The sequence below is a fragment of the Bacteroides sp. ET336 genome (assembly GCF_024733815.1).
GTDB classification, from domain to species: domain Bacteria; phylum Bacteroidota; class Bacteroidia; order Bacteroidales; family Bacteroidaceae; genus Phocaeicola; species Phocaeicola cellulolyticus.
Map to the genome: position 1 here is coordinate 62,509 of NZ_JANRHK010000013.1, position 25,741 is coordinate 88,249.

Annotated in this window: 21 protein-coding genes and 1 pseudogene; 13 read left to right on the forward strand and 9 right to left on the reverse strand. The window is 40.9% G+C overall.

The genetic code is table 11. From position 1 onward, the window contains the following. Positions 1-387: 387 nt before the first annotated feature. The 3 genes and pseudogenes from NW213_RS11850 to NW213_RS11860 all read right to left on the reverse strand — a co-directional run. Positions 388-540 (reverse strand): annotated as a pseudogene (locus tag NW213_RS11850) (DNA-binding protein); the annotation flags it as partial. 221 nt (positions 541-761) lie between these two features. Next, on the reverse strand, positions 762-1,514 hold the full coding sequence (locus NW213_RS11855) for a BT1926 family outer membrane beta-barrel protein (protein ID WP_258322897.1): 753 nt from the start codon (positions 1,512-1,514) through the stop codon (positions 762-764). 35 nt (positions 1,515-1,549) lie between these two features. After that, positions 1,550-3,589: a hypothetical protein gene (locus NW213_RS11860; protein WP_258322898.1), complete on the reverse strand. Its 2,040-nt coding sequence runs from the start codon at positions 3,587-3,589 to the stop codon at positions 1,550-1,552. A gap of 248 nt (positions 3,590-3,837) precedes the next feature. Here NW213_RS11860 and NW213_RS11865 point away from each other — a divergent pair, with 248 nt between their 5' ends. The 4 genes from NW213_RS11865 (at position 3,838) to NW213_RS11880 (ending at position 8,312) form a co-directional block, all read left to right on the forward strand. Further along, on the forward strand, positions 3,838-4,725 hold the full coding sequence (locus NW213_RS11865; RefSeq protein ID WP_258322899.1) for an Rpn family recombination-promoting nuclease/putative transposase: 888 nt from the start codon (positions 3,838-3,840) through the stop codon (positions 4,723-4,725). Between the two features lie 36 nt (positions 4,726-4,761). Continuing rightward, positions 4,762-5,745 carry an Rpn family recombination-promoting nuclease/putative transposase gene (locus NW213_RS11870; protein WP_258322900.1) on the forward strand — a complete coding sequence of 328 codons (984 nt, stop codon included), beginning with the start codon at positions 4,762-4,764 and terminating at the stop codon, positions 5,743-5,745. 108 nt (positions 5,746-5,853) lie between these two features. Then, complete coding sequence (gene argS, locus NW213_RS11875) at positions 5,854-7,671, forward strand: arginine--tRNA ligase (RefSeq protein WP_204394205.1); 1,818 nt, start codon at positions 5,854-5,856, stop codon at positions 7,669-7,671. A gap of 2 nt (positions 7,672-7,673) precedes the next feature. Beyond that, positions 7,674-8,312, forward strand: coding sequence for a viroplasmin family protein (locus NW213_RS11880; RefSeq protein ID WP_204394207.1), 639 nt, complete (start codon positions 7,674-7,676; stop codon positions 8,310-8,312). Positions 8,313-8,398: 86 nt separating this feature from the next. Here the strand turns inward: NW213_RS11880 and NW213_RS11885 are convergent, their stop codons facing one another. Continuing rightward, positions 8,399-9,820, reverse strand: coding sequence for a sialate O-acetylesterase (locus NW213_RS11885; protein ID WP_258322901.1), 1,422 nt, complete (start codon positions 9,818-9,820; stop codon positions 8,399-8,401). A gap of 241 nt (positions 9,821-10,061) precedes the next feature. On the opposite strand from NW213_RS11885, the gene NW213_RS11890 reads away from it, so the two are divergent. Then, positions 10,062-10,829, forward strand: coding sequence for a glycerophosphodiester phosphodiesterase family protein (locus tag NW213_RS11890; RefSeq protein ID WP_258322902.1), 768 nt, complete (start codon positions 10,062-10,064; stop codon positions 10,827-10,829). 166 nt (positions 10,830-10,995) lie between these two features. Here the strand turns inward: NW213_RS11890 and NW213_RS11895 are convergent, their stop codons facing one another. Further along, a complete protein-coding gene (locus NW213_RS11895) occupies positions 10,996-11,130 on the reverse strand; it encodes a hypothetical protein (RefSeq protein WP_258322903.1) in 135 nt (44 codons plus the stop codon). Positions 11,131-11,277: 147 nt separating this feature from the next. Between NW213_RS11895 and NW213_RS11900 the strand changes: the two genes are divergently transcribed. Continuing rightward, complete coding sequence (locus NW213_RS11900) at positions 11,278-12,171, forward strand: serine O-acetyltransferase (RefSeq protein ID WP_154043696.1); 894 nt, start codon at positions 11,278-11,280, stop codon at positions 12,169-12,171. 83 nt (positions 12,172-12,254) lie between these two features. On the opposite strand, the gene NW213_RS11905 is transcribed toward NW213_RS11900, so the two are convergent. The 4 genes from NW213_RS11905 to NW213_RS11920 form a co-directional block, all read right to left on the reverse strand. Continuing rightward, positions 12,255-13,853 (reverse strand): sialidase family protein, encoded by a 1,599-nt coding sequence (locus NW213_RS11905; RefSeq protein WP_258322904.1) that lies wholly within the window; start codon positions 13,851-13,853, stop codon positions 12,255-12,257. A gap of 30 nt (positions 13,854-13,883) precedes the next feature. After that, complete coding sequence (locus tag NW213_RS11910; protein WP_258322905.1) at positions 13,884-15,392, reverse strand: sulfatase; 1,509 nt, start codon at positions 15,390-15,392, stop codon at positions 13,884-13,886. An 84-nt stretch (positions 15,393-15,476) separates the two neighbouring features. After that, the gene (locus tag NW213_RS11915) at positions 15,477-16,097 is read right to left on the reverse strand and encodes an ORF6N domain-containing protein (RefSeq protein ID WP_258322906.1); all 621 of its coding nucleotides are present in this window, start codon (positions 16,095-16,097) and stop codon (positions 15,477-15,479) included. A gap of 144 nt (positions 16,098-16,241) precedes the next feature. Next, positions 16,242-17,123, reverse strand: coding sequence for a DMT family transporter (locus tag NW213_RS11920; RefSeq protein WP_204394218.1), 882 nt, complete (start codon positions 17,121-17,123; stop codon positions 16,242-16,244). Positions 17,124-17,243: 120 nt separating this feature from the next. Between NW213_RS11920 and NW213_RS11925 the strand changes: the two genes are divergently transcribed. The 7 genes from NW213_RS11925 to mnmD all read left to right on the forward strand — a co-directional run bounded on the left by NW213_RS11925 (position 17,244) and on the right by mnmD (position 25,729). After that, the gene (locus NW213_RS11925; protein WP_258322907.1) at positions 17,244-18,269 is read left to right on the forward strand and encodes a low specificity L-threonine aldolase; all 1,026 of its coding nucleotides are present in this window, start codon (positions 17,244-17,246) and stop codon (positions 18,267-18,269) included. A gap of 84 nt (positions 18,270-18,353) precedes the next feature. Continuing rightward, positions 18,354-19,874 carry a class I SAM-dependent RNA methyltransferase gene (locus NW213_RS11930; protein WP_258322908.1) on the forward strand — a complete coding sequence of 507 codons (1,521 nt, stop codon included), beginning with the start codon at positions 18,354-18,356 and terminating at the stop codon, positions 19,872-19,874. A 118-nt stretch (positions 19,875-19,992) separates the two neighbouring features. After that, complete coding sequence (locus NW213_RS11935) at positions 19,993-22,227, forward strand: DPP IV N-terminal domain-containing protein (protein ID WP_375338142.1); 2,235 nt, start codon at positions 19,993-19,995, stop codon at positions 22,225-22,227. Positions 22,228-22,350: 123 nt separating this feature from the next. Beyond that, positions 22,351-23,625 (forward strand): phosphoribosylamine--glycine ligase, encoded by a 1,275-nt coding sequence (gene purD, locus NW213_RS11940; protein WP_258322910.1) that lies wholly within the window; start codon positions 22,351-22,353, stop codon positions 23,623-23,625. A gap of 6 nt (positions 23,626-23,631) precedes the next feature. Then, positions 23,632-24,573, forward strand: coding sequence for a hypothetical protein (locus tag NW213_RS11945; protein ID WP_258322911.1), 942 nt, complete (start codon positions 23,632-23,634; stop codon positions 24,571-24,573). Between the two features lie 6 nt (positions 24,574-24,579). Next, complete coding sequence (locus tag NW213_RS11950; RefSeq protein WP_154043686.1) at positions 24,580-25,038, forward strand: YqaA family protein; 459 nt, start codon at positions 24,580-24,582, stop codon at positions 25,036-25,038. Between the two features lie 22 nt (positions 25,039-25,060). Further along, positions 25,061-25,729, forward strand: a complete 669-nt coding sequence (mnmD, locus tag NW213_RS11955) for a tRNA (5-methylaminomethyl-2-thiouridine)(34)-methyltransferase MnmD (RefSeq protein WP_258322912.1) — start codon at positions 25,061-25,063, stop codon at positions 25,727-25,729. Positions 25,730-25,741 lie beyond the last annotated feature (12 nt).

A 25,741-nucleotide genomic window follows, 5' to 3' on the forward strand; every position in this document is an offset into this window, starting at 1 on the left:
TCTAATTCTTTTTTAAGAAAGCTCCTTTGAATTAGCAAATCTTTTTTTAATCTGTTCTAAACTCATATTTTATATCTCTTATTATTTGACAATACAAACATAATAACCCTTTGGTTATTGCGCAAGTTTTTTGTTACTTTTTTTGTTTATAATATACACAAGTTTCGGTTTTACCGAAGCAACGGTCAACGAAGTTAAACTTGCAGGAGTTAAAGAAGTTAGAGGAAGTTATCGTCCGCTAAAGCGAGCTAAGAAGTTAAAGCCAATAGCACAAGTGTATGGCAGCTTTCCCTTTGCGGAACTATCGGCTTTAACTTCTAACGGAGCGAAGCGCAGTGATAACTTTTGTAACTTCTTAACTCCCAAAGGAATATTAAATCAGAAACTTAAATTATTGATATGTAAACTTATATTCTGTTTTGTAGAACAGAGTAATTCAACCATTTGTGCCTGTGTAAGCCAGACTGTTTCATCTTCCATGTGTACCTCCAGCTTGACAGTTTCATCCGGTTGGTAAAGTATTATTTCTCCTTGTTCCATTTTGTTTGGAATTTATACAGAATATTATTCAATAAAGAAATCACAATCATAAACATCTGTACCAGAAGGGAACTCCACCCTTACACAGTAAAAGATTCTGCTCCATTAAAAATATTAATTGTCAGAATCTGATATTTTTCGATGCAAAGAAAGGCCATCTCAAACAACACATTTGAGACAGCCTTTTTTACTGTAATCCTAAACTAAATTTATATAATAGTTCAGAATTTGAATCCAATCTTTATTGTCGGAGCAGCCAATATGGTGAAATTATGGCTGTCGGCATCAAGATTACTTAAACCTTCCTGCGGTTTGATCAGAGTACAATTATAGGTGTAAGCGAATGGATCTACTTGTACACCGATGAAAAATGCATCGTTAAAGAAGTAATCAACACCACCGGTTATTGCACCGCGTATATTGAAAGCTTCACCTACTGAGCGTCCCATGTAGGTTTCATCATCTGTTTGCGACAAGTTACGACCGTAAGCATAACCTACCCGTAATCCTAAATAAGGCATCAGACCGTTAATTTTAGTCTTAAAGTATCGGTCAACACCTGTAAAGACGTTGAATTGAATAAAGTTCTGGTCTGCTACTGCTGCATAGTTAGGAATTGACCCATCTCCTATTTCATCTCCACTGGCAGGGTCGTATGTGCCGGGAACTCCTGAATATCCAGGATGTTTGGAGATATTCATGCCGCCTCCCAAGTTAAGTTTCCACAGATCGCTGAAGAACCATCCACCTTCTACACCGACCGACAACTTCTGGTCGCTGAAATTAGTGGAAGTTGCTGTAACGGAATAATATGTCCAGTTACCAGGCTTCGCGTTCTGCATCACGTTATTGTTGTAACTTACTGTGGCTGCTACAGTAAAGTCATTTTTTTGTGGACCTTTTTCCTGAGCCTTTGCCACAGTAATACACATCATGGGCATAACGGCGTAAAGTAAAAACTTAGATATTTTCATTTTACTGTTTTTTATTTGCCGTTAATAATTTTGATTTATGCGTTTGGAGTCATATCAGCAACAGCCTCTTCCACACGTGTCTTTGCCATTTCTACGATAGCCTCTTGTAATTCGATTTGGCTTTCCAATCCTTTAATTGTCGCTTCTATCTCAGCTATCATTCTTTCATATTCAGCCTTGCTATTCAATCCATTATTATAAGTTTCACTTAATGCAGCTATTTCTTTTTCAAGTTGAGCAATTTCATTTTCTAATGTTCTGATTTCACTTGCAGGATCCTTTACGTTAGTATCATTCAACAAATTATTAGTAACTGATGCAGCTGTACTCGCTTCTGTATAAGCATCAGACGCTTTTTGTTCTTCAATATTTGCAGTGATGTATGCCGCTACAGACTCGTTGCTTGCAAGTTCATTGACCTCTTTAGAATAGTCAGCATTTTTTAAAGCAGCAACCAATGTTGTCCAATTCGTCTTATATTCGTCCCAATTTTCAATAAGTTCATTATAATTTTCTATATCGTCATTTACATTTGCCAAACTGAGTTCTGCTTCATTTAATTTATTTTTGGCGTCAGGTAGAGTAGTATACTTTGATGTGTTATAATCATTTCGTGCTTCACTAAGCTCATTATTTGCATCTATGTATACTTCATTTGCTTTATCATATGCTTCTTGAGCTTTTTCTTTAGCTTCTTCAGCGGCATCATACGCTTTTTGCGCTGCATCTATTTTATCTTGATCTCCGCTTAAATTAGCTTCATTTAATTTCTCATAAGCGTTAGTTAAAGCTGTTTGGGCTGTTGACAGCGCTGTAGACTTTGCTTTATAATCTGCATAAGCAACATCAAATGCATCAGAAGCATCTTTATATGCTTTTTCGAGTTTTGTGAACTCTTCCTCAGCATCAGTTAATTCTTTTTTTGCTTCTTCAAGTTCCTTTTCAGCATTTTCTTTAATTAAATAGAAACCTGTAGCTAACTTATTATCTGATGCTGGTGAGCCAAGAACTTCTTCCCAAGAGCTTTTACTCCTTTCAAAATATTGAGACATAAATGTTTCTGTGGCTTCATTTCTCAATTGATATATTGGTGCCTCAATAGAATATGGATATGATAATTCTTCTGATAATGAAACGTATTCTTCTGTAATTGGAGAAACATAATAATTTGTTCCATCCAAATATATATTTATCGCTTCGATATAGTATGTCTCTCCATCGTAACTAACACCGTCAATATAATCCCATGAATCAGACAATGCATTCTCAGCTTCATCCCAATCAGCAAAATCATATCTTCCTAAAGGGAAGTTTGCATTAAATTCCTGTAAAGCAGCAACAGCCGCTACTGTAGAAATTTCGATTTTACTAGCATCATATAAATCTAAAACTTTCTCAGCCGGTTCTTGTAATGATTCTCTTGTTTCTTTAGCGATTTGATATTTAGCAAAAGCATCATATTTAGCTTGAGTGAGTTTTTCATTTTCAAGTTTGATATCATTTTTATCAAGACCACTATATGTTTTCCATGCTTCAATCTTTAATTTTTTTTCATCAATAGAGGCTTGTTTTATAGCTGTTTGTGTGGTTATATATTCTTTTACTGATGCTAAATTATTTTTATAGCGAATTAAATCATAATCAGCCTGTGCTTTTTCTGACTTTAAATCAGATAGTGTCGATAATTCATATGCATAAGTTGCATATAATTCTTTCAAACGTTCATCAGCCTGATCAATCAAGTCTTGTTCGTATTGAGCTGCATTTTTCTTTGCCTCCCACAAACGAGCTTCAGCTTCTGCCTTGATAGCTTCTAACTCAGCTTCAAATCTTGCTTGTGCTTCTGCTGTTTCCTGTTGCTCTTTATCTGCCATTGCTTTTTTGTAAGCAGCTTCTGCTTCTGCAATTATTTTTGTTGCTTCAGCCTGTGCTTGTTGATAATTAGCTAATGCACTAAGTTGTGCTGCTTTTGCTTCGCGAATCGCTGTTACTGATGCTGACTCATTGTCGTCAACGCAAGATCCCAGTGTCAATGCACCTAGGAGTACTGCTGCCATCATAAATTTCTTTTTCATAATTGTACTCTTTTAAAAGTTAATAATAAAAAGTTTATTGCTTTAAAGTTTTATCTTTAAGTTCATTTTTAGTAATAGGCAAAGTCGCGGGGGAACTTTAAACAGTACTACAACAATATGAATTAGACATTAAAACGACTTATCATCAATGTAAAGAGTTTTTGATAACAAATCACAAACACATACAAAGCAATACTTTGAAAAACAAAATCTTATAACTAAATTTGCAGAAACTAAATTTTGAGATTATGGGAAATTATATCAGATTCGACTGGGCTATGAAACGCCTGCTTAGGGACAAGGCTAACTTCCAGGTCCTGGAAGGACTGCTTACTACCCTGCTGAACGAAAAAATAACCATAAAGAACCTGCTGGAAAGCGAAAGCAATCAGGAAGAGGAATTCGACAAGTATAATCGTGTGGATATGCTGGCGGAAAACTCAAAGGGAAACCTTATCCTGATTGAGGTACAGAACAACAACGAGTTCGCATACTTCCAGAGAATGCTTTTCGGCACTTCGAAACTGGTGACGGAGTACATCAACAGAGGAGAAGGATACGACAAAGTAAGAAAAATATATAGCATAAACATCGTATATTTCAGCCTCGGACACGGAAAGGACATTGTTTATCACGGCAAGACTGAATTCCGGGGTATTCATACTAACGACATTCTGGAACTGAGTCCGTTTCAAAAACAGACTTTCAAGGTAGATGAAGTAAGCCAACTTTATCCGGAATATTATATTCTGAAAGTAAACGACTTCAATAAAGTGGCAAAAACTCCGCTAGAAGAATGGATTTATTATCTGAACACAGGAGAAATACCGGAAGGGGCAAATGCTCCCGGTCTGGAAGTCGTGAGAGAAAAACTAAAGATAGACAATATGACAAAAGTAGAGAAAGAGGCATACTACAGACATCTTGACAATATCGTGATTCTGAGAGACAATATAAATACCGAGAGGGCTGAAGGAAGGGCTGAAGGAAGGGCTGAAGGAAGGGCTGAAGGTAGAGCGGAAGGAGAAAAGCTCAAACAGACGGAAATTGCACGTAATATGAAGAATATGGGGATGGATGTAGGTACTATTGCTGCCATCACAGGAATGACGGAAGAGGAAATCAACAAGATTTGAAATAATACTTTTGCACAAATCAAAATATTTTAAATTATGGGAAATTATATCAGATTCGACTGGGCAATGAAACGCCTGCTTAGGGACAAGGCAAACTTTCAGGTACTGGAAGGACTGCTTACTACCCTACTGAACGAAAAAATAACCATAAAGAACCTGCTGGAAAGCGAAAGCAATCAGGAAGAGGAATTCGACAAGTATAATCGTGTGGATATGCTGGCGGAAAACTCAAAAGGAAACCTAATCCTGATTGAAGTGCAGAACAACAACGAATATGCCTACTTCCAAAGAATGCTTTTCGGTACATCAAAACTGGTGACTGAATACATAAACAGAGGAGAAGGATACGACAAGGTTAGAAAAATATACAGTATAAATATCGTCTATTTCACTCTCGGACACGGAAAGGACATTGTTTATCATGGAAAGACTGAATTCCGCGGAATTCATACTAACGACATTCTGGAACTGAGTCCGTTCCAAAAGCAGACATTCAAGGTAGATGAAGTAAGCCAACTTTATCCGGAATATTATATCCTGAAAGTAAACGACTTCAATAAAGTGGCAAAAACTCCGCTAGAAGAATGGATTTATTATCTGAACACAGGAGAAATACCGGAAGGGGCAAATGCTCCCGGTCTGGAAGTCGTGAGAGAAAAACTAAAGATAGACAATATGACAAAAGTAGAGAAAGAGGCATACTACAGACATCTTGACAATATCGTGATTCTGAGAGACAATATAAATACCGAGAGGGCTGAAGGAAGGGCTGAAGGAAGGGCTGAAGGTAGAGCGGAAGGAAGAGCGGAAGGAAGAGCGGAAGGTTTGGAAGTAGGAAGAGCGGAAGGAAGAGCGGAAGGCAGGACGGAAGGAAGAGCAGAAGGTTTGGAAGTAGGAAGAGCAGAAGGAGAAAAACTCAAACAGACGGAAATTGCCCGTAATATGAAGAATATGGGAATGGATATAGGTACTATTGCTGCAATTACAGGAATGTCAGAAGAGGAAATTAGTAAAATTTGAACCGGCTGTAACCTTCATCCAATATATTCCACACATGTTTCTGATTATCACTTTTTATTAGTACATTTGCAGCATTATTATCCGGATAAACAATAAAAACTGAAATAAATGAAGATAGAAGACAAGCTGACAGCAGCGATACTGCAAGGTATCAAGCAACTGTACGGACAGGAAGTGCCTGAAAAGATGGTACAGTTGCAGAAGACTAAGAAAGAGTTCGAAGGTCATTTAACCTTGGTTGTGTTCCCTTTCCTGAAAATGTCAAAGAAAGGCCCTGAACAGACTGCACAGGAAATAGGTGAATATCTGAAACAGAACGAACCGGCAATAGCGGAATTCAATGTGATAAAGGGATTCCTGAACCTGACTATTGCATCGGACGTGTGGGTCGAGCTGCTTAATACTATCAACAAGGACGAAAAATGGGGTATAAAGAACGCTACAGACGAATCTCCATTGGTAATGATTGAATATTCATCGCCTAACACAAACAAACCTTTGCATCTTGGACACGTGCGTAACAACCTGCTGGGTAACGCACTGGCTAATGTTATGGCTGCAAACGGCAACAAGGTAGTAAAGACAAACATCGTGAACGACCGTGGTATCCATATCTGCAAATCTATGCTGGCATGGCTGAAATACGGTAACGGCGAAACTCCTGAATCATCTGGCAAGAAAGGCGACCACCTGATTGGTGATTACTATGTGGCATTCGACAAGCATTATAAAGCTGAGGTAAAGGAACTTACCGCTAAATTCATGGCTGAAGGCATGAACGAGGAAGAAGCCAAGGCTAAGGCTGAAGCAGAATCTCCACTGATGCTTGAAGCACGCGAAATGTTGCGTAAATGGGAAGCTAATGATCCTGAAGTACGCGGCCTGTGGAAGATGATGAACGACTGGGTATATGCAGGTTTCGACGAGACTTACAAGATGATGGGCGTAAGCTTCGACAAGATATACTACGAATCTGAAACTTATCTGGAAGGTAAGGAAAAGGTTATGGAAGGTCTTGAAAAAGGTTTCTTCTATAGAAAAGAAGACGGTTCTGTATGGGCCGACCTTACTGCCGAAGGCCTTGACCACAAACTCTTGCTCCGTGGTGACGGTACATCCGTATATATGACTCAGGACATAGGTACAGCGAAACTTCGCTTCCAGGACTACCCTATCAACAAGATGATTTACGTTGTGGGTAACGAACAAAACTATCACTTCCAGGTTCTTTCAATACTGCTCGACAAGCTTGGCTTCGAATGGGGTAAGGACCTTGTACACTTCTCTTACGGTATGGTGGAACTTCCAGAAGGTAAGATGAAGAGCCGCGAAGGTACTGTAGTCGATGCCGACGACCTGATGGAAGCAATGATTGAAACTGCAAAGGAAACAAGCGCTGAGCTTGGAAAACTTGATGGTCTGACTAAGGAAGAAGCCGATGATATAGCGCGTATAGTAGGTCTTGGAGCATTGAAATACTTCATCCTGAAGGTAGATGCCAGAAAGAACATGACTTTCAATCCTAAGGAATCTATCGACTTCAACGGTAATACAGGACCATTTATCCAATATACTTATGCACGTATCCAGTCTATTTTGAGAAAGGCTGCAGAAGCTGGTATAAACATTCCTGAAACACTTAATACAGGCATTGAGTTAAGCACTAAGGAAGAAGGTCTGATACAGATGCTTGCCGACTTCAGAAACGTAGTGGCACAGGCAGGAAGCGACTATAATCCTTCTATCATTGCCAACTATGCCTACGACCTGGTTAAGGAATACAACCAGTTCTATCATGATTTCAGCATCCTGCGCGAAGAAAACGAGGCTCTTAAGGTGTTCCGCCTTGCACTGAGCAAGAACGTAGGAAAGGTTGTGAAACTGGCCATGGGACTTCTTGGTATCGAAGTACCTGAAAGAATGTAATAATGGCAGGAAAGAAATATTATACAGTCTGGAAAGGTGTAAATCCGGGGATATATGACTCATGGACTGACTGCCAGCTCCAGATAAAAGGTTTCAAAGGCGCGCTCTACAAATCCTTCAATACGAGGGAAGAAGCAGAGCACGCCTTTGCTTCACCTGCGCATGAGTTCATGAACCCTCCCGGCAGAAAAAGCGGAGAAAGCACTGCCAAAAAACAGGAAGCAAATCTTCCGGAGAATTTCAACTTCGAATGTATAGCCGTAGATGCCGCATGTAGCGGAAATCCGGGTATGATGGAGTATCGCGGTGTCTATCTACGCACCGGAGAACAGATTTTCCATTTCGGACCTGTGTATGGAACTAACAACATTGGTGAATTCCTTGCAATAGTACACGGTCTGGCACTGCTGAAACAGAAAGGTCTTGACATGCCTATATATTCGGACAGCAGAAACGCTCAGCTGTGGGTGAAACAAAAGAAATGCAAGACTAATCTTGTGAGAAATGCCAAAACAGAGGAACTGTTCAAGTATATAGAAAGAGCCGAGAACTGGCTGAAGAACAACTCCTACTCCACTCCTATCCTGAAATGGCAAACAGACTTGTGGGGCGAAATTCCTGCCGATTTCGGACGAAAGTAATAATAATAAAGAACGCTGCTTAAACAGTATTTATAAACCTCTAAAATACTGTTTAAACAGCGTTTAATTCATATTACAAACCTATATTATTCCCAATTGTCAGTACGGAACGGATACATAGGAAGCTCACGAAGATTTGCCACATTACCCGGCTTGAAATCACGGAAACAGTAACGAACTGCAACCGGATTCTTAACCTTGTCCGACTTAACCTTTATCTGAAGATTGTTATATACCTCTGCTTCTGCAGGATAGAACACTTTATCATCTCCGGCAATCTCAAATCCTTCCATACCTTTCAGGTGGTTGAAACCGTCTTTTGCATGATCGAACGAAAGAATTGCAGCACCGTCTTTTACTTCCATTGACCTATATACAGGGCCCATATCTTCCATTCCCTTGAATCCGTATGTGCGGCTCAATGCCATGTATGCCAGACGTTTACCCACATCTGTCTTGTCCTTTGGATGGATATTGTCCTTTTCGTACTCTTCTACAAGGTCGTTGGTGGAAATCATACCGCTGTTTGAAATTATTGACTGTGCCTTGAACTGCGCTTCGCGAAGCAATGCACTGCCGTTAGTCTCACGCGAACCGAAAGGAGCAATCTCTACATAATAGAATGGAAGTTCACCAAGCCCCCACTCCTTTCTCCATAGTTCTACCATCGTTTTCAGGCGCTCAGGATATGTTTTGTGCTTTCCTACATTAGATTCTCCCTGATACCACAGAAAGCCTTTTATAGTGTAGTTCTGTAGCGGCTTGAGCATACCATTGTACATCAGCGTAGGACTCATGTAATGCCACCAGTCATGACCGTCTTCCTTACGGATGTCTTTCTTCAGATTGATATCCTTATACTGCGATACGATGTCACGTGGAAGCCAGCCCTCTACGGTACTTCCACCCCAGCTACAGTTTATAATTCCCACAGGAATATCCAGCACGCGGTTCATCATCATGGCGAAATTGAATGCTGTAGCACTGAAAGCACCTGCATTAGCCGGATTACTTACCTTCCAACTTCCTTTACATCTATCTACAGGCTCCAACTGACCGTTTTTCTCTATTGTGGCAACACGTATCCCCTTCCATTGTGAAGCAGTTGCTATAGTCTCGTTTGCACCTTCTATCGGACAATTCCAGAAACCAGCCAGAGGCATTTCCATATTAGACTGTCCCGAACAGAACCACACCTCTCCTATCAATATATTATTCAAAGTTGTCACCTCTCCGTCTGAAAGTGTTATGGTATATGGTGTATAGCTTGCCGATGGTGTCTGTATCTCTGCAATCCACTTTCCGTCATTATCCGTTTTCACGGTATATATATTGTTTGTCCATGACGGACTGATACTTACTTCGGCATTTGCCTTGGCTTTTCCCCAAAGTTTAACTTCGGTCTGTTGCTGCAATACCATATTATCACTCAAAATTTCGGGCAAATCAACTTTTGCCCATGCGCCCATCTGCATCAGCATGAGTGCTGCTAACAATGTTTTTCTCATATCTTTAAAGTTTTCCACAAAAATAATACTTTAGTAAAATAACTTGTAATACTATTTTTATCTTTTATAATACTGCGCCATATAAAATGTACGGCGGAGTGCCATATACGTCCAGATATAACATATTCCAATATTTTGTAATAAGTTTGAAAATAAAAAGATATACAAATTTAATATCAATAATTTCAGCTCATACAAAATTAATTTTACTTTTGTGATAATAAAACAACATACTGAAATTATGAATTTAAAAAACATTCTTTTGGGATGCACACTGGCATTCATGACTTACACTGCACAGGCACAGACACAGATAATAGCTCATCGCGGATACTGGAAAACAGAGAATTCTGCCCAAAACTCAATTACCGGACTGAAGAAAGCTGCAGAAGCCAAAGTTTACGGCTCGGAATTTGATGTTCAGCTCACAAGTGATGGAGTGATTGTAGTGAACCACGATGACAACGTAAACGGAATAACAATTGCCGAAGTTCCTTACAGCAAACTTAACGGAATAAAGCTGAAGAACGGAGAAAAAATCCCTACACTGAAAGAATATCTTGCAGAAGGAAAGAAGTTAAAGGATATACAGATGATACTGGAAATCAAGCCTCACAAGACAAAAGAACAGGAAAAGGAAATTTCAGAGAAAGCCGTTAAAATGGTAAAGGAAGCAGGAATGGAAAAACAAGTGGAATACATTTCATTCAGCAAATACATTTGTGAGACCCTGGCACAACTAACTCCAGAATCCGAGATAGCATATCTGAATGGGGATATCTCACCTAAAGAGCTTAAGGAAAAGGGAATAAATGGTATAGACTATCATTACAAAGTATTCGAAAAAAAGCCTGAATGGGTAAAAGAAGCACACGAGCTGGGTATGAAAGTAAACGTATGGACAGTAAACAATACGGAAGATATCAAAAACATGCTCAAACTGAATGTTGATTATATCACTACAGACCATCCTGTAGAAGCCCTTAAAATATCCGGCTATAAAAATTAAAAAATACAGATGTAACAAATAGAAAACAAAAATGTAATATCAGTTACCTAATTTTGCTTCGAAATAAAATATGAATTGAAATTCTTTTAGGGACACTTCTAATAATTACCATATCATAGTTATGATACGATCATGCCGCGACTGTTGCATGTATCGTATCATTTTTTTATTTCACACGTCTGTTCAACTGATTGTTAGCCTTTTCCGGCTTGGACTTTCCAATACGTTTGCCACTGCTTTTTTTCTTTGCTCCCTGCTTGGCCTTGAAAGCAAAAGGATTGTTATTCTTTTTTATCGGCATAATGGATATAAATTTTAATGCGGAACAAATTTACTGTATTTTTATTTTATGTCAAAACACGTTTTCAGTCAAAAAATATTCATTTTATTACCGAAATAAGAAAATATACTTTACTTTTGCCAATAATATAATAAAAATCAGAGCAATATGACCTTATTTGATTATTCGCATATACTTACAGACATTGTTGACAAATTGTCGGACAACAACTCTTACCGCGGACTTTTCCACCAACATAAGGACGGAGAGCCTTTACCTTCGGGAAAAGCCCTGGAAGAAATCATCGACCTGTCAAGGGCAATATTGTTTCCGGGATATTTCGGAAAGTCGAATATCAACAGCCAGAACATAAACTACCATATCGGAGTCAATCTGGAAAGACTGTTCGAACTGCTTACCGAACAGATTCAGGCCGGTCTGTGCTTCGGAGTGGAGAACAACGGAATGGAAACAAAAGACGAACCTTGCCGCGATACGGCTGCCCATATTGCATCTGAATTTATCAGCCGCCTTCCTGAAATAAGGAGTATTCTTGCTACGGATGTGGAAGCTGCATATTACGGCGATCCTGCCGCGACATGTTTTGGCGAAATAATCTGCTGTTACCCGATTATAAGAGCGATTACAAACTACAGAATAGCACACGAGCTATATACTCTGAACGTTCCTCTTATACCAAGAATAATAACTGAAATGGCACACTCGGAAACAGGTATTGATATACATCCGGGGGCTACAATAGGGCATCACTTCACTATCGACCACGGAACAGGTGTAGTAATAGGGGCTACATGTATCATAGGCAACAATGTGAAACTGTATCAGGGTGTTACCCTCGGTGCAAAGAGTTTCCCAATGGATGAAAACGGAAATCCTATAAAGGGAATACCAAGACATCCTATACTTGAAGATGATGTAGTGGTATATTCAAACGCTACAATACTGGGACGTATCACGATAGGAAAGGGGGCAACCATCGGAGGAAACATCTGGGTTACAGAAAGCGTTCCGGCAGGTGCACGCATAGTGCAAAGAAAATAAAACAGAATATATAAAGCCAAAAACTCCGGTACTTCACACTTAGAACAGTACCGGAGTTTTTTGTTTATAAAGCAATCAGAATATTATCTTAAAATCCATTCCAATGGCATGGAAATAAAGTTCATCGAATAATGGTCACTCATTGTTCCATCCTCATAGTATATACCTATTGAGCCATCTTCACATTTCACTATAGTGGAATATGCTCCAGGAAGGCTGTTGAACACGTATTTGTACGGCCATGTCTTTCCCTTATCCTTGCTGGCATAAATCGTCAGATTACTGCGGTTCTCAGCGTTAGGCATTGTATGCAGATATATATCCTTGGAATATACCAGCATATCGGCATTACAGCTGTTGCCCCACAAATCCTTGTTAGTATAACCTTTTCCCCATGTAAGTCCGCCATCGTGCGAAACATTGAATCCGCGTTCTCCGCTACGGCGTGTAGAGATCACGACCGTACCGTCATGTTCCTCTACCAGCTTGGCCTCATCACCGCCAATAAAAGCCGCTTCTTTCGACACATTCCATGTCTTTCCCTCATCATCAGAATATACTATATAATTGCAGTAAGGGCCGTCCGTGAACTTGCAAACCATTACAAACAGAATTCTTCCATTCACAGATTTTCTTTTCTGATGTTTAAGGCACAGTCCCTTTCCGGAAGTGACAAACACACCCTGAAGCTTTGAAGGAGCATCTTTATATACAGCATCGTATATCGCATCAGATATTTCGTGAGGCTGCTCCCATGTTTCGCCACCATCATTGCTGGATGTCTGATAAACCTTAATACGGTCGTCATAGGTAGAACGCTGGAACTGTCGGTCGGCAGCCATAAGACAAACCACCTTACCGCTTTCCGTTTCTACAATTGCCGCATCGCCATATCCATAGTCCGGTCCCTGATTATAATTTCCGGCTATTGTCTTGGTTTCACTCCACGAAGCCCCATTGTCATCGCTATGTCTAGCTACAAGGTCTATTTTATTAGGCAAATCGGCATTACTGTTAAAACGTCTGTCCGTCACAGTGAGTATGCGACCTTTATTCTGGGAATAATTCTCAAGCACTATCATTGCCGGAATTCTGTAGAATTCAGACCCGTTGTCCCACGGATTGAACAGCATGGTCTGTCTGTCGTATATACATGTAATACCTTTTGGATTTCCAGATTCTACAGACATGAGCGAGCCATCCTTGCACAACAAACCTTCACACCTGACATCAATCTTGTTTCCGGCTTTTGCCTCAGACGAAATATCTGCAGTAAGCCACAGATAGTTTACCTCCTTCAACGGCATGAAATCCGAAGAAAAAGAAATATCGAGACTGTTTTCTGCCGAAGCACCGGCCTCAGCCAATAACAATGAATAAGCCTTAATATCGCCGTTAAGGAAAGGAGTTTGCGTAGCATAAACCTTCAATGATGAAACATCATTGAAGTCAGTAGTTCCGTCAAGCGAAATTCTCAAACCTGATAGGAGAGGAGCTTCCCTAAGCAAATCCCTTTTAAGGTTTATTCTCAACAGAATATGGTCTGCATTGCCTTTTCCTGCAGTCAGAAATCCCTGATCTACGGTTATATCTGTAATGCCATTATTGCCCGATGCCATTACAAAAGCTTTGCAAAACAATAGAAAGACTATCAGAGAAATTGTTCTTGAGTATTTGTTCATAAATGATATTATTAAATGATTAACAGCAGTTTATGGTATAACGGGGTATAATGGTTTATTATCTTTTCCCACAGGATATTGGGCACCTTCAAGTTCAAGTCTTTTCACCATCAATTTACACAGTTCTCTTACTTTATCACTATTCTCCGATGCCACATCCTTTTTCTCATACGGATCATCAGCCAGATTATACAGTTTATACGATGGGACACCGTCTTTATCAGGATTATAATAATAAATCAGTTTCCAGTCACCTTTTCTATACGTGGTGAAGTAATTTCCACGGTGTTCGTGAGGGAAATGTATCAATAAATCATCCCTACGAGTGTTGTCTTTCTTTCCGGCAAAAAGTTTCTTCAGGTCGCTTCCGTCAAGTACATGACCTTCCGGAGCCTCTACACCTGCAATGGAAAGCACAGTAGGGTAGATATCCATAATTGTACCCATCTGCGTCTGTACATAATTGCGTGCGACAGGATATTCTTTCTGGAACTTGTTTGTATCGTCAGGTTTAGCCCATGCGGCAATGAACGGTACACGCACTCCTCCCTCGTATTCTGCCCCTTTCTTACCTTTCAGCGGGGCTGACGAGCCATAATCGGCCGCGTCACCAAGAGGAGCGTTACTGCCGTTATCGCCCAGGAATATAATCATAGTGTTCTCGGCTATTCCCATTTCGTTCAGCTTGTCCATCAAATCACCAAGCGATTTGTCCATACCTTCCACAAGCGCGGCAAAAGCACGTGCATCATCCTTCTTTGTGCGAGGGTAATTATCTATAAAACGCTTATCGATATCCAGCGGAGTATGTACCGCATAATGCGACATATTCAGATAGAAAGGTTTTCCTTCTGCCACAGCCTTTTGTATTTCCTTAACCGCCTCTATAGTAAGCGCATCTGAAAGGAAAGTATCAGTACCGTGATATTTTTCCAAATCAGGTACAGCCCTTTTTCTGTTACCGGCAATATGTCCATATCCGTTTTCACCCAGATAACTTCCCGGTTCACCTATGGATGAACCTCCCACATTCACATCAAAACCCAGTTTAATAGGGTCTTCACCCTCACTGCCGAAACATCCGAAATGCGCCTTACCGATATGTATCGTCTTATAGCCTGCCTTACTAAGTACAAGTGGATAAATCATATCAGTACGTTTAAGTCCTGTCCAGTTCCATTCATACGGCCCGTAAGTATCACGGTTATTGCTTTCAGATTTAATCCAGTTTGTCGTGTGATGTCGTGCCGCATTCTGTCCAGTCATCATCGATGTCCTAGACGGCGAGCTCACGCTTTGTGCATAAAACGTAGAGAAACGTACTCCTTGTGAAGCTAGACGCTCCATATTCGGAGTTCTATACCACTCATTAAGTGGCTGCATTTCAGGTTCACCGTCATTATTTACAATAAAGGGTACGGAAGTATCCATCAGTCCCATATCGTCAACCAGAAATACTATGATGTTCGGTCTGTCCTGTGCCGAAAGTAAAGAAAGGAATGGCATACATGCCAAGGATGTGATTATAGATTTTTTCATATATAAGTTATTAGAAGTAAGTATCGCAAAGATATGGAATTTATTCAGGATATACCTTACTTTCGACAATTATAGATTTATAGTTTACTTCATTTCAGTCAAATCTGAATCATTTTGTCTTTTTATACGTTTAACAGTATGTTTAATCTTGCCTATCAAAAAATTAATTTCCAGACTAGATTCCGTTTCAGATGTTTCCAAATCGGGCATAACTATATTAGATAACATTTCTCCAAAATGTTTCATCCTGGATTGCTGGTCTTTTACACCGCTTTCTTTATGTAATGACACCAATTCTCTTTTTAACTGACGTACAGTAGCAAAAGTTTCTATTATAGCAAATGTTACATTCGTAGCCTGCCTACTTTTAAGTATAGTAGCCAACATATACAAACCTTTTTCCGTAAAAGCTTTAGGGAGGACACGGGATTTGGGCGATATATTTGCGGTCGAATTTTTCGACCGCAAATATATCACTTCCTCATTTGTTAATTGAAACATATAATCGTCAGGAAATTTATCCTTATTATTTTTTACAGCCTCATTCACTCGCTTGGTTTCAACATCATATAACTCAGCTATATCAGAATCAAGTATGACTTGACTATTCCTAAGACTTATAATTTTCCCCCGTACTTTCTCAAACATATTTACTACTTTCGGAGATATGTCTTCTTCATGCTTTTCTATAATATTACTTTCCATTATTTCATATAGTTATTAAATTCCAAAGTAAAACACATAAGGCCCTATAAATCAACATTTACAAAAATAAGAAATTTATTCAATCTAACATTAAAACAATCAGGAAATATCAGGAAAATAAAAAAATAAACTCAAAATCAGCAATCACCCTTTTCTGGCAGCAATATATACTCCAAGCATTACCAATATAACACCGGCTACAGCATAGCCGGTCAAGGTTTCATCAAGAAATATGGACGCTGCAACTGTTGTAAACAATGGGTTAAGATACAGATAGTTTGATGACATTATAGTGCCTATACGCATCAGTACTACATTCCATACAACGAAGCATACAAGTGAGGCCAAAACACTAAGAAACATTATGTTAAGAAATACCTCATGGCGAAGAAAACCTTCGACAGGGAATGAAGGCGGATTGACTACAAATGTGGGCAGAACACATAAAGCTCCGTAAAAGAAAACTTTCCGTGTAATAAAGACCGAGTTATATTTCTTCGAAAGTTTGTTTATTATCAGGCTATAGAATGCCCACGACAATGCAGCGGCAAGTGTCAGCAAGTCTCCTACGGGCGACAACTTCAGAATGACACTGCCGTTGAATATAAGAATAGCCACACCAACCAGTGCGACTAATGATCCTACAGCCCATCCACGCCCCACTTTACTGTCTTTGTTTACCCAAAGAGACATAGCGGTTGTTATCAGCGGAGTTATGCATATAATGAAAGCCACGTTAGTGGTCTGAGTAAACTGCAAAGCCGTATTTTCCGTGATAAAATACAGTGTACCACCGGTCAGTCCGGCAGCCAGTAAAGTAAGCTCGTCTTTTACATTCTCTGAAAATATCCTGCGGGGCGAAATAAACCATATTCCGATATACGCAATAACAAAGCGTATAAAGAAAATCTCATGAGGAGTCAAACCATTGTTTATCAGAACTTTTGTAGATATAAATGTTGTTCCCCATACAGCTACCGTCAGTATCGCCAGAATATGATATTTGGCATTGTGCAAACTTGTCATATCGTCTTCATAAATTTACACTGCAAAATTAGATATTTTTCAACATTAATCACTGATAAATTCTACTATATAAGAGTTATCATGCATATATTTGCACACGAATTATAAAATCATTCAACAATGTTATACTTTTATACAGACTATATGGAAGGGGCACACCCGGAAGTGATGCGCCGGCTTATGGAGACCAATCTTGAACATACCACAGGATATGGTTCCGACCAATATACACAGAGAGCAAAACAGCTTATCAGAGAGGCTTGCGGACAACCTGAAGCTGCCGTACATTTCCTTGTGGGAGGTACACAGACCAATGCCACAGTTATAGACGCACTGCTAAGACATCACGAAGGAGTACTGGCTGCCGAAAGCGCACATATCAATGTTCACGAATCGGGAGCGATAGAGGCTACAGGACACAAAGTGCTGACTCTACCCCAATATGAAGGCAAAATCAAGGCTGAGGACATAGAGAAATATATATCCGATTTCTACCGCGACGAGACTTACGAACACATGGTTGCCCCGGGAATGGTTTATATCTCTCATCCTACGGAATACGGAACACTATACACACTTGAAGAACTGGAAAGCATCAGCCGCGTATGCCGCAAGGCAGATATTCCACTTTATATGGATGGAGCAAGACTAGGTTACGGTCTGGCGGCAGAAGGAACTGATGTAACACTGAAAGATGTGGCAAGGCTGTGTGATGTGTTCTACATAGGAGGAACAAAGGTTGGTGCCCTCTTCGGTGAGGCTGTAGTGGCAGCAAATCCGAAACGTCTGCCTCATTTCTTTCCTCTGATAAAACAACATGGTGCATTGCTGGCAAAAGGAAGACTGCAGGGAATCCAGTTTGAGACTCTGTTCACCGACGGGCTATACCTGAACATCGCAAAACACGCTGTCCGAATGGCAATGAAGCTGAAACAGGCTTTCAAGGACAAAGGATATAAAATCCATATCGACTCGCCTACAAACCAGCAGTTCGTCTGCCTGCCAAATGCCGAAATAGACAGGCTCTCACAATTCGCAGGTTTTGAACTTTGGGGACCGCGCGGAGAGAAGGAAACAGTGGTAAGATTCGTCACCAGCTGGGCCACACGCGAGGAAGACGTGGACGCTTTTATAGAATTATTATAAGAAACACAGTTAAATCGTTGATTAAGCGACTGAAATTACGTAATTTTGTACCCTAAAACAAAATTACGTAATTTTTTTTCAAACATGAATCAAGAATTCGAGCTTATCGCCAAAACATTCCAAGGCCTGGAAGAAGTATTGGCACAAGAACTCACAGAATTAGGAGCCGGCAACATTGAAATTGGTCGCCGCATGGTTTCCTTCACAGGTGACAAGGCAATGATGTACAAAGCAAACTTCTGCCTCCGTACCGCAATCCGTATTCTTAAACCAATCAAACATTTCACTGCAAACTCGGCCGACGAAGTCTATGACGCCGTAAAAGCCATTGAATGGGATGAATATCTTGACAATATGAGCAGCTTCAGTGTCGATGCTGTAGTATTCTCGGAAGAATTCCGCCATTCAAAATTCGTTGCGTACAAGGTGAAAGATGCCATTGTGGACTATTTCCGCGAAAAGACTGGAAACCGTCCTTCTGTACGTATAAACAAACCTGACCTGGCTATAAACATTCACATAGCTGAAAACGAGTGTACTCTTTCACTTGACAGTTCCGGCGAATCTCTTCACCGCCGCGGTTACCGTCAGGAACAGGTTGAGGCTCCGCTTAACGAGGTCCTTGCTGCCGGAATGATATTGATGACAGGTTGGAGAGGCGAGTGCGACCTTATCGACCCTATGTGCGGTTCGGGTACCATTCCTATCGAGGCTGCACTGATAGCACGCAATATAGCTCCGGGTGTGTTCCGCAAAGAATTCGGATTCGAAAAATGGAAAGACTTCGACCGTGAACTTCTCGACTCAATCTATAACGACGACTCGCAGGAAAAAGAATTCAACCATAAGATATACGGTTATGACAACAATCCTAAGGCAAATGAGATTGCCACTCACAACGTCAAGGCTGCCGGAGTGAGCAAGGATATCATACTGAAAATCCAACCGTTCCAGCAGTTTGAACAGCCTGCAGAAAAGAGTATCATCATTACAAACCCTCCTTACGGTGAAAGAATTTCATCGGACGACCTGCTTGGTCTGTACAAGATGATAGGAGAGAGACTAAAACATGCTTTCACCGGTAACGATGCATGGATATTGAGCTACCGTGACGAATGTTTCGACCAGATAGGACTTAAGCCAAGTGTGAAAATACGTCTGATGAACGGTGCTTTGGAATGTCAGTTCCGCCAATATCAGCTGTTCGATGGTAAGTTCAAGGCATTCAGAAGCGGTGAAGAAGGCAAGAACTTCAAGGCCAAGAGCGAAGAAAGAAGCGAAAGACCAAGAAGAAGGAGTGATAAACCTGATTTCGGCAAAGGTGACCGCAAGGACAGAAAACCTTTCGGCAACGACAAAGGCGATAGAAGAGACCGTAAAGACGGCGATGCAAAACCGGTATTCAGAGGTAGAAGAGCTGGCGACGGAAAAGAATTCACACGCGAAAGAAAGAGCGAATTCAAATACCGCGACGAAAACAAGCCACGCACTCCACGCCCGTCAACAGACGACGGACGTCCTAAAGGCGCGCCTGTACCAAGATATATGCACAGCAGACGCAAGCCGGAAGACTTGTTGTCAACAGAAGAAAACAACGTTGATTAATACATATCCTTGCCGGGTAAGGTTTTACCCAGCAAGGTTTCATATTTTTAAAACGATTCTATAACGTAACAGGAAAAACATGATTCTCAAGAACAAAATTATAACCCTATTGAGTATAATGGCACTTAATATCCCTACTACAGGAATCCTGGCACAGGAAAAGACTTCGTTCACACTACAGGATGTAATACCGGGAGGTGACAACTATTTCAACCTCATTCCGAAAAGAATGTCAGGTCTGAAATGGTGGGGCGACGTATGTATCCGCACAGGAGTGGAAGAGATAGTATCTATCGACAAAAAGAACGGAAAAGAAAAGACTATCATCACCTTGGATGAAATAAATACAGCATTACAGGCTGACGAAAAGACTAAGGGTATCAAGCAGCTACGTTCGCTCATGGGTGCTTCAATGCCTTGGGGAGAGGAAAAGGAAATACTTCTCTCGCACGATGGTAACATCATAGTCTATGACTTCGAAGACAAGGCTGTAAAATCGGCTATCAAAATAAACAAGGGAGCTGCCAATATTGATTTCTGCAAGGAAAGCATGACTGTGGCATATACAGTGGGCGACAACCTACATATAGCTTCCGAGAAAATAGCAGACAAGCAGGTTAATCCTGACATCAACATTGAGAAAGCCGCATGCGGTGGTAACGATATACACGATATCGTTTACGGACAGGCTGTACACCGTAATGAATTCGGTATTTACAAGGGTACATTCTGGAGTCCTGAAGGGAAATATCTTGCTTTCTACCGCATGGATCAGAGTATGGTGACAGACTATCCGCAAGTGAATACCACTACACGTACAGCAACCCTAGAACCTGACAAATATCCTATGGCAGGCATGACAAGCCATAAGGTAACCGTAGGTATATATAATCCAGAGAGCGGAAAGACAGTCTATCTGGATGCAGGCGACCCTACTGACAGATATTTCACAAACATATCATGGGCTCCGGACGAGGAAAACATCTATGTGATAGAAGTGAACCGCGACCAGAACTATGCACAACTCGTTAAGTACGATGCCGAGACAGGTAAAAAAATCGGTGTACTGTACGAAGAATCTCATCCTAAATATGTTGAGCCTCAGCATCCTCTTACATTCCTGCCTTGGGATGAAACAAAATTTATCTACCAGAGCCAGAGAGACGGCTTCAACCATCTGTATCTGTTCGATACAAAGAAACCTAGACCTGTCACATTGGAACTGATAGAAGGTATGAACAAATACAAAGAATATGTAGAGGTAAAACAACTCACCAAAGGCAACTGGCTGGTACAGGATATCCTCGGTTTCAACGAAGCGAAAAAGGAAATCATCATTGCATCTACAGAGGTTTCACCTTTGCAGACTAACATCTACAGCCTCAACATAAAGAGCGGCAAACGTACTCTGATTGGCAAGGAAGACGGTAACCACAGAGCACAACTCTCTGCCGGTGGTACTTATATCATCGACAACATGACTTCGTTCAGTGTAGCAGGCGAAACAAGCATATTGCCTACAAACGGCAAAAAGGGTGTCACTATCTTCACTTCAAGCGACCCAATGCCTGAGAAATTCAATATGCCTGAGATAACTCTTGGAACAATCAAGGCTGCAGACGGTAAGACTGATCTTTACTACAGACTTATCAAGCCGGTTAACTTCGACCCTAACAAGAAATATCCTGCTATTATCTACGTGTATGGTGGTCCTCACGCACAGATGATACACAACACTCGTTTCTACGATGCTCGTGGATGGGACTTGTACATGGCACAGAAAGGATATGTAATGCTTACAGTTGACAGCCGTGGAAGCGACAATCGCGGACGGGAATTCGAAAACTGTACTTTCCGTCAGCTTGGTGTGGAGGAAATGAAAGACCAGGTGGAAGGAGCAAAGATGCTGCAATCACTTCCATACGTTGACGCCAATAGGATAGGGGTACACGGATGGAGCTTCGGAGGATTCATGACTACAAACCTTATGCTCACTTATCCTGAAATATTCAAGGTTGGTGTAGCCGGAGGTCCTGTTATCGACTGGAAATACTACGAGGTGATGTACGGCGAAAGATACATGGACACACCGGAAACAAACCCGGAAGGATACAAGAATTCTAATCTGAACCTGAAAGCTGGAAACCTGAAAGGACGACTGCTGATTATTATCGGCGGAGAAGACCCGACATGCGTTCCTCAGCACAGCTATACTTTCCTGCGTTCATGCATTGATGCAGGAACACATCCTGACTTCTTCGTTTATCCTGAATCAGGACATAACATGATTGGAACAGAAAGAGTTCATCTGCATGAACACATTTCGAGATACTTTGATGACTTTTTAAAATGAAGATAACAAGGTATCAGTTACAAGTTGACAAGGTTCTCTATCCGAATTGAAGCCTCGTTAACTTGTCAACTCGTCAACTTGTCAACTAATTAAGAACTTTAAAACTTAAAAACCAAATATAATATGAAACTCTTACTACTTGGCTCAGGCGGCCGCGAACATGCTCTGGCATGGAAAATTGCACAAAGCTCAAAAATTGAGAAATTGTACATCGCTCCGGGAAATGCCGGAACACGCGAAGTTGGTGAAAATGTAGCTATCAAGGCTGACGACTTTAATGCCATCAAACAGTTTGTCGTTGAAAACAAGGTTGACATGGTGGTAGTAGGTCCGGAAGATCCATTGGTAAAGGGTGTATATGACTTTTTCCGCGACGACGAAGCATTGAAATCAATCCCAGTTATAGGCCCTTCTAAAGCCGGTGCAGTGCTTGAGGGAAGCAAGGAATTTGCAAAAGGATTTATGCAGCGTCACAATATCCCTACGGCAGGCTACAAGAGCATTACAGCCGAAAACCTTGAAGAAGGATTGGCTTTCCTTGAGACTCTTGAAGCTCCATACGTACTTAAGGCTGACGGATTGTGTGCCGGAAAAGGTGTATTGATTCTCCCTACACTGGAAGAAGCTAAGAAGGAACTGAAGGAAATGCTTGGCGGTATGTTCGGAAGTGCTTCTGCCACAGTTGTTATCGAAGAATTCCTTAGTGGTATAGAATGCTCTGTTTTCGTTCTTACAGACGGAAAGAACTACAAGATATTGCCTGAAGCAAAAGACTACAAACGTATCGGCGAAGGCGACAAAGGTCTTAACACAGGAGGTATGGGTTCTGTTTCACCTGTTCCGTTTGCAAATGCAGAATGGATGAAGAAGGTGGAAGACCGTATCATACGTCCTACAGTAGAAGGTCTTGCAGAAGAAGGTATCGATTATAAGGGATTCATCTTCTTCGGACTTATCAACGTGAAGGGCGAACCAATGGTGATAGAATACAACGTACGTATGGGTGACCCAGAAACAGAAAGCGTAATGCTCCGTATCAAGAGCGACCTGGTTGACCTGCTCGAGGGTGTTGCAGAAGGCAACCTCGACCAGCGTGTTCTTGAGATAGACCCACGCTCGGCTGTATGCGTTATGTTGGTATCAGGAGGCTATCCTGAAGCATATGAGAAAGGATTCCCTATGAGCGGCATAGAAGATGCTAAAGCAGGAGGAAGTATAGTATTCCATGCCGGAACAGCTGTTAAGGACGGACAGGTAGTAACTGCCGGAGGACGTGTCATCGCTGTAAGCTCTTACGGAGCAAACAAGGAAGAAGCCCTGGCTATGTCGTTCCAGAACGCCGGCAAGATACAGTTCGAGAAGAAATATTTCCGTTCAGACATAGGTTTCGATTTATAATATATCATGCGTAACCGCTTTCAATATGAGATAGCTACCGGGAGACTGACTCTTCCGGTAGCTATCATATTATCTGTCATTTTATGGGTAACAACATTTAATGACAAGATGGAAATCATCCCTTTCCTGACAGGAGGATTTGTCACATATCTTCTCATTGAGCTTAACACATCATTTGTTTTGGTAAGAAGCCGTTCGTCATTGCCCTCTGCCTTATTTACAATACTTTATTCATCATCGCTGTGCATACATGAATACGGCAAAGGGGAATGTTGGATATTGTTGCTTTTCATGGGAAGCCTTTACTGTCTTCTGAGGAGTTATGAATCAAAGAATGTTCCGTCATATATTTTCCATGCCTTTCTATGGTTAAGCATAGGAAGTCTCATAGAACCGGGGATAATCCTATCGGCACCACTGATATTCATCGTCATGTCTCAGCTAAGGACATTGAGTGTCAGAACATTCTTTGCAGGCATAATAGGTTTATGTATTCCATATTGGATTATATCCGGATACGACATATACGCTGGCAACAGTCTTACTGTCCTTACATACTTCAATAATATATTCGAGTGGAATATCGAAGCTTACAGAACTATACCATTGCCACAAATTATAACGACCGGATACATATTGTTATTGTCATCTGTAAGCGGTGTCAGCAGCATAATGACATCGCAAAGCGACAAGGTGAGAAACAGAATCATCATAGGAGTAATAAACACAATAGGTATTTATGAAACAATACTTATGATTGCACAGCCTGTTATGCTGAAATCCATACTGCCTGTGATAATCACCATGTGTGCCATCCTGTACGGATATATTATGATACAGAAGACAAACAAATTTACATATATATTTATGATAGCATCAATGGTTATAATAGCTATGATGGCTGCATATAACGTAATGATACATTTCTCATCTAACATAGGATTTTAAGTGGATATGGATACAATGCTTCAGTTTCTTACAGAATGGGGATATTGGGGAATGTTCATATCGGCATTCCTGGCAGGGACAGTACTGCCGTTCAGTTCGGAGGCAGTATTGCTGGCATGTATAGGACTGGGACTTGACCCTGTACTGTCCACACTATCCACAACGGCAGGAAACGCTCTTGGCGGACTGACATGCTACTGGATAGGACATCTTGGAAAAATGGAATGGATAGAAAAGTATCTTGGAGTGAAAAAGAAACAGATGGACAAGGCCGAGAGGTTTATCAAAGGCAAAGGATCGTGGATAGCATTTCTGTCCTTCCTGCCTGTGATAGGCGATGCCATACTGGTAGTACTGGGACTTATGAGAGCTAATGCGATTATAGTTGCAATATCCATGACTTTGGGAAAACTTGCCAGATATGCCATTCTGGTGGCAACAACCCTAAAGCTGATATCCTTGTAACAAACTATATAGAATTTAGGTTATGGAAATAGAAAAGACTGCAGACGGAAGTTATACATTGTTCGTACCGGAACTGGACGAACACTATCACTCGGTGAAAGGAGCACTGACAGAGTCGAAACACATATTTATCAATATGGGACTGAAACACTCGTCGGCTACAATTCCGCGCATACTCGAAATTGGGTTCGGAACAGGATTAAACGCATTCCTGACATCTCTCGAGGCCCAGAAAGAGAAAAGAAATATTTTCTATACCACAATAGAGAAATATCCTCTGAATATGGAAACAATAAAGCGGCTTGACTATCCGGAACTTATCGCGCCGGAAGAAAGCGAACTGTTTTATTCTATCCACAGTGCCGCATGGAACTCTCCACAAACAGTTTCGGAATATTTCACAATAGAAAAGATTGAAGGCGACTTCACTGAATATCATTTCAAGAAAGGATACGACATTATATACTTCGATGCCTTTGCTCCTGAAAAACAACCTGAGATGTGGAGTCAGGAACTGTTTGACAATCTGTATGAAGTGCTTGACGACAACGGGATACTGACCACATATTGCGCAAAAGGAGTTGTCAGACGTATGCTTCAGAAAGCAGGCTTCACCGTAGAACGACTTGCCGGTCCTCCTGGAGGAAAAAGAGAGATATTGAGAGGTACCAAAAAAGTATCCGACAAGTAGTATAAATCCTTT